Here is a 6,165-nt window from a genome sequence, read left to right as displayed (position 1 = left end):
CTGACGGCGAGGGCCGTCTCCGCATAGCCGTAGCAGCAGATGAGGATGGCGCCGAGGAGCAGGACGAGCTCCAGGTTCCGGTCACTCAGGCGTCCTGCCCGGCCCGGCTGCACTGCCGGCTGCGCCGCCGCCCGCCGACCAGTCATGCCTCCCCCTTCGATTGGGTCCACCCGCCGCAATCCCGCCCTCGGGACCACAGCCAGCAAGGTTATATGGTTGCGCAATGACGCAACTGAACTGTAGCTGAGGGCGGGTAAGAGGAGGGTCGGCGTGGCGGCACGCAGGAGGGGGCGCCGCCGGTGGTGGCCGGCGATGATCGGGGTGGGCGTGGTCCTCGCGCTCATCGGCTATCTCGCCGTCCGGTTCATCCGCTCGGCGACGTCCGACGAATGCACGGCGCACGGCACGGACGGCACGACCGTCACGCTCGACCTGGACCAGGCAGCCCACGCCGCGACCATCGCGGCCGTGGCCCACGCGCGTGGCCTTCCGCGACGGGCCGTCACCATCGCCCTGGCGACCGCGATCCAGGAGTCCAAACTCCGCGACCTCTCCTACGGGGACCGCGACTCCGTGGGTCTGTTCCAGCAGCGCCCGTCCGAAGGCTGGGGCAGCCCCGACCAGATCCGCGATCCCGTCTACGCGTCGGGCAAGTTCTTCGACGCGCTGGTCAAGGTGCCGGACTACGTCGACCTGCCCGTCACCGTCGCCGCGCAGGATGTCCAGCACAGCGGCTACCCGGAGGCCTACGCAGCACATGAGGCCACGGCGGCGACGCTGGCCGACGTACTGACGGGACAGGAGGGGCCCGCACTGACCTGCACGGTGAGCGGGGTGGGCAAGACCGGTGGGAATGCCGCCCCGGCCGACGGAGGGAAGGGTGCCGACGACGCCGGGGCGGGTGCCGTACCTGCCGTACCCGAGGGCGACGGCGGTGGTGGTGGTGTCACTGCAGCGGTCCGGCGGGAGTTCGGCAGAGTACCGCCCGCCGTCCCCACGACCGGCCACGGCGTCAGCTATCCGGTCTCCGAGACGGCCACGGGCTGGTCCCTCGCCCTGTGGCTGGTCTGTCACGCCGGCGCGTTGCACGCCGCGTCGGTCACGTTCGACAACCGCCGGTGGAGCAGCGGTGCCTCGGACCATGGCTGGACGCACATCCCGCCTGCGTCGGCGGATTCATCGACGGTGGTCGTGAGGGTGAGCTAGGCGCGGGTGATTGCAGGCTTGCGCAATCTCGCATGCATCTGGTCAGAATGGCGCCCGTGACCAGCCATGACACCCCGCCTCCGCAGCGCCTTGACCCCGAGCACTGGACCGAACTGCTGCATGCCCGACTGGAACGGATCGAGGGCTTGCTCGCTCCGGCAGAGCAGGCAGCCGAGTCCGGGCGTCCCGCGTGGCAGCGGCGGACCAGAGGTGAGCAGCGCTGGGCGGTGATGGCGGCGCTGCTGGTGGCCGTCTGGGTGCAGTGGGCGCTGCCGGAACGGTTCAGCATCCATCCGCACTGGCTACTGCCCGCCCTGGAGCTGTTTCTGATGGCGGCGCTGTGGGTGGCCCATCCGCACCGACGGATCGAGCACCGGTCGAGTCTGCTGCGGGTGCTGGGGCTGTTGCTGGCCGCCGCGGTCAGCCTCGCCAACGGCTGGTCGGCCGTCATCCTGGTACGTGACCTGCTGCACGGTACCGAGGGTTCCAACGCCGCTGCGCTGCTGACGACGGGAGGCGGCATCTGGCTGACCAACGTCATCGCCTTCAGCCTCTGGTACTGGGAGTGGGACCGGGGCGGCCCGGCGGCCCGTGCCCTGGGCACGCACCAGCACCCGGACTTCCTCTTTCCCCAGATGCAGCAAGAGGGCATCGCGCCCGACGACTGGGAGCCGCAGTACATGGACTACCTCTATGTGGCCCTCACCAACGCCACGGCCTTCAGCCCCACCGACACCATGCCGCTGTCCCGCTGGGCGAAGCTGCTGATGTCCGCACAGTCCACGATCTCGCTGCTGACCCTGGCGCTGATCATCTCGCGTGCCGTCGGGGTCCTGCAGTGACCCCGGCCAAGTGATCGCGGGGACTGCTTGCGCCCGGCGCCTACACTGGGTGGGCGCATGAGTGTCGACTGTGAAGTGTGGGCGGGAGGGCAGAGGGCCGTGGCTGGGAACGTCGGTGGCTTCAAGGATCCGTCGGCCGACGTGCTGGCGGCTGCCGCCGGCGCCTTCGGGCTGCTCGCCTCGTCCGTCAGGCTCCACCTGATGTGGGCGCTGTCCCAGGGGGAGTGCGATGTCACGCACCTCGCCGACCGGGTGGGCGTTGCCCTGCCCGCCGTCAGCCAGCACCTGGCGAAGCTGAAGCTCGCCGGACTGGTGCGCTCCCGCCGTGAGGGACGGCGGCAGGTCTACTACATCGACGACCCGGACGTCGTGACGCTCGTGCGCGTGATGATCGGGCAGCTGACGGCACGTTCCCACCAGGGTTCCGCGCCCGTACGACTTCTGCACGGGACCAGTGGCTGAGAGCACAGCGGCATCGGACCAGGAAGCGGACCCGCCTGCTCCGGTGGCGCTGTCGGCGGTGTGGACAGGGCCCGAAGTTCCTGGGGTGCCGGGGCCGGGGCTCTCCGCGCCGACGCTGCTGGAGGTCCTGCGCCGGTTGGACAGCGGTCCGCGCGGCTTGACGGAGGCTGAGGCCGAGGCACGCCTGGCCCGGTTCGGCGGCAACACGGTTCCGGCTCCGGGCGCGGCTTCCTGGCCGCGACTGTTCGTGCGCAGCCTGCGTGATCCCTTCACCGCGGTCCTGCTCTGCCTCGGGCTGGTCTCTGCCGCCGTCTTCGCCTGGGGCACCGCCTCGGTGATCCTCTTCCTCGTCGTGGTCAGCTGCGTGCTGCGCGCGACGGGTGAGCAGCGGGCCGACCGGTCCACGGCCGCGTTGCGCCGACTGGTCGCCACCACGGTGACCGTCCTGCGGCGCGCCGACGAGGACGCGGCAGCCACCGCTCGCGAGATTCCCGTGGACGACCTGGTCGTCGGCGACGTGATCCGTCTCGGGCCGGGTGACGTCGTACCGGCGGACGTGCGCCTGCTGCGCGCGAGCGGTCTGACGGTGCACCAGTCCGCGCTGACGGGAGAGTCGGCGCCCGTCGCGAAGCACACCGGCGACTTGGCCGTCGGCTCCGGGAGCGGGCCGTTCGATCATCCGCAATGGTGCTTCCTGGGCAGTAGCATCGCCTCCGGCAGCGGCACCGCGGTCGTCACCGCGACCGGTGCGAGCACTCGGTTCGGTGCCGCGCACGGCCGTACGGCGGGCCGGCCGGAGCCGAGCGCCTTCGACCGTTCCGTCCACGGCGTCTCCTGGATCCTGATCCGGTTCATGCTGCTGACGCCGCCGCTGGTGCTGATGGCCAACGCGGCGCTGCGCGGACGCGGCCTGGAGACTCTGCCGTTCGCGGTCGCGGTGGCGGTGGGGCTGACCCCGGAGATGCTGCCGGTCCTCGTCACCTCGTGCCTGGCCCGTGGCGCCTCACTGCTGGCCCGGACCCACGGGGTGATCGTCAGACGGCTCCCCGCCCTGTACGACATCGGCGCCGCTGATGTGCTGTGCGTGGACAAGACCGGCACGCTCACCCAGGACCAGCCCGTCATCGACCGCAGCCTCGGCCCGGACGGCCGGGACGACCCCGAGGTCCTGCGCTGGGCCGCCGTCAACGCCTGGTGGACCCTGCAACTCGCCGACCTGCCCGAGCCCGACGCCCTGGACGAGGCGATCCTGAACGCGGTCGACGAGCAGGACCTCCTCGTATACGACGGCGTCGCCGCCGTCCCCTTCGACCCGGCGCGCCGCCTCGCCACCGCAGTCGTCCGCTCGCCGGGCCGCCTCGGCATGCACACCCTGGTCGTCAAGGGAGACGCCGAAGCCGTACTGTCCCGCTGCACCCTCTCGGACCAGGAGCGCGCACACCTGCGCGACCTCGCCGCCCGGCAGGCCGACGACGGGCTGCGCATCCTGGCCGTCGCCACCGCCGAACGCCCGGCACGCGCCCGGGACTACACAGAGGCCGATGAACGCGGCCTCACCTTCCGCGGCCTGATCACCCTGCGGGACGCGCTCACGCCCACCGCCGCCGAGGCACTGAAGGTCCTCACCGGCCAAGGAGTCACCGTCAAGGTCCTCACCGGCGACCACCCCGGCACGGCCGCCCGGACCTGCCGCGACCTCGGCATCCCGGTCCCCGACGACGCCGTGCTGACCGCGGGCGCCATCGACACCCTCACCGACACCGAACTGGCCGACGTGGTCGCCCGTACCACCGTCTTCGCCCGCTGCACCCCCGATCACAAGGCCCGCATCACCCAGGCACTGCGCAGCGCCGGGCACACCGTCGGCTTCCTCGGCGACGGCGTGAACGACCTGCCCGCCCTGCGCGCCGCCGACGTCGGCATCGCTCCCCAGGGCGCCGCCGACGTGGCCCGCGAGGGCGCGGACGTGGTGCTCGCGGACAAGGACCTCACCGCTGTCACCCATGCCATCGACGCGGGCCGCCATGCGGGCCGCAACATCGCCACCTACCTGCGGATCACGCTGTCCTCCAACCTCGGCAACGTGATCGCGATGCTCTCCGCGGGCCTGCTGCTGCCCTTCCTGCCGATGCTCCCCGCCCAGGTCCTCACCCAGAACCTCTGCTTCGACGCGGCCCAGCTCACCTTCGCCCACGACCGTCCGCACCCGTCGGCGCTGCGCCGGCCGACCGTGCTGAGCCCCCGTGGCCTCCTGCGCTTCATCACGCGGTTCGGCCTGCTCAACGCCCTGGCCGACATCGCCACCTTCGCCGTGCTCGCCTTCACTCTGCACGGGCTCGGCACGCGCGGTGACCAGGCGGTGTTCCACTCCGGCTGGTTCACCGAAAACCTGCTCACCCAGGCCCTGGTGATGGTGCTGCTCCGGGCCGGCCGCCGGGGCGCGCAGGGCCGTAGGCCGGGACCGGTCGGCTGGGCCGCGATCGCCCTGTCCGTCATCGGACTTGCGCTGCCGCCTTCACCGCTCGGCCCGCCGCTCGGTCTCGCCACCCTGCCGACCGCCTACTACCCCCTGCTCGGCGTGGTCCTGGCCCTGTACGCCGCCGCTCTCCTGATGGCCAGGACGCGCCGTAAGTGATCCCAGACCGCGGCGCAGGCTGCGCCAGAACCGGGTGAAGGCGGTAAGAGCCGTCGGAGCAGGATGACTTGCTGACTTGCGCAATAATCCCAGTCGACGGGGGTAGAACCATGATCGGGGGAGGAAGGGCGTCCATGCCGCGCGATGACATTCGGCGAGTGCGTGATGCGAATCTGCGGCTGGGTGCCGCACTGGCCGAGGTCGAAGGGCTGTACACGGCGTTATTGAGAGCCGGCTCCGCCGAGCGGCGCCACGGGTTGCGAGCGGAGCTGGCCCGTGCCGCCGGCCGTCTCGCCACTGTGGCGGCAATGCCGACGGAGGCTCCGCCCCCACGCCTCGCCAGGCGCCGTTCGCGCCGGGGGCGGCGGCGGGCTCTGGCGGAACGCGGCGCGGCCTGGATCATCGCCAGGTACGGAAGCAACGACCACTGAGGTCGGCCGGGCCCGACCCGGGTGAGGGCGTCGGTCCACCCGCCCGTGAGCTGCCCCACCCGTGGAATACGTGAGGGTCTGCACAGGCCAGGGCGCAGGTTTGCTAGATTGCGCAACCATGCAATCCGGGTGAGGCCCCACCTCGCCTGTCCGGACCCAGCCGCGCATGCCTGGCCCTCCCCCTGATGGCCCGGCCTGACGAGCCCGACCGTTCGTGGGAGTGCAAGATGAGCGACCCGTGGGACGGCCCGAACGGCCCCGCCACGCGCAGCCGCACCACCAGCCAGGTGCCCGGCCAGCGTACCCGCGAGGCCGAGGGCACGCGCCCATCGAGCGGCCGCGCCGCGGCCCGGGCCAGCTCTCGGTCACGGGGCGCTACCCGGTCACAGGGCGCTACCCGGTCCCGGGGCGCTACCCGGTCGCGGCGCCGTGCACAGCCGGCCGGACGCGCCCGACGGGCGCTCAAGATCGCCGCTGTCACCCTGTCCGTACTGATCGTGGTGACGGCCGGTGCGGGCTGGTGGTTCTACGAGCACCTGAACGGCAACATCAACAGCGTCGCGCTCGACGGCAAGGGCGGCAGCGAGAA

At 71.8% G+C, this 6,165-nt stretch carries 4 protein-coding genes and 1 pseudogene; all 5 read left to right on the top strand.

Annotated elements, in window-relative coordinates; translation table 11 throughout:
• Window positions 1–270 precede the first annotated feature (270 nt).
• Window positions 271–1,206 carry a heavy metal transporter gene (locus ACWC2T_RS45415; RefSeq protein ID WP_450676146.1) on the top strand — a complete coding sequence of 312 codons (936 nt, stop codon included), beginning with the start codon at window positions 271–273 and terminating at the stop codon, window positions 1,204–1,206.
• Window positions 1,207–1,262: 56 nt separating this feature from the next.
• A complete protein-coding gene (locus ACWC2T_RS45410; RefSeq protein WP_450676145.1) occupies window positions 1,263–2,048 on the top strand; it encodes a hypothetical protein in 786 nt (261 codons plus the stop codon).
• A gap of 99 nt (window positions 2,049–2,147) precedes the next feature.
• Window positions 2,148–2,510 (top strand): ArsR/SmtB family transcription factor, encoded by a 363-nt coding sequence (locus ACWC2T_RS45405; protein ID WP_351217031.1) that lies wholly within the window; start codon window positions 2,148–2,150, stop codon window positions 2,508–2,510.
• A gap of 43 nt (window positions 2,511–2,553) precedes the next feature.
• On the top strand, window positions 2,554–5,145 hold the full coding sequence (mgtA, locus tag ACWC2T_RS45400; protein ID WP_450676147.1) for a magnesium-translocating P-type ATPase: 2,592 nt from the start codon (window positions 2,554–2,556) through the stop codon (window positions 5,143–5,145).
• Between the two features lie 658 nt (window positions 5,146–5,803).
• Window positions 5,804–6,165, top strand: a pseudogene (locus ACWC2T_RS45395) (LCP family protein); the annotation flags it as partial.

Source organism: Streptomyces sp. NPDC001393 (assembly GCF_053597455.1).
Note: the sequence above shows the minus strand (reverse complement) of the source record. Positions and strands in the feature narration are given on the sequence as shown.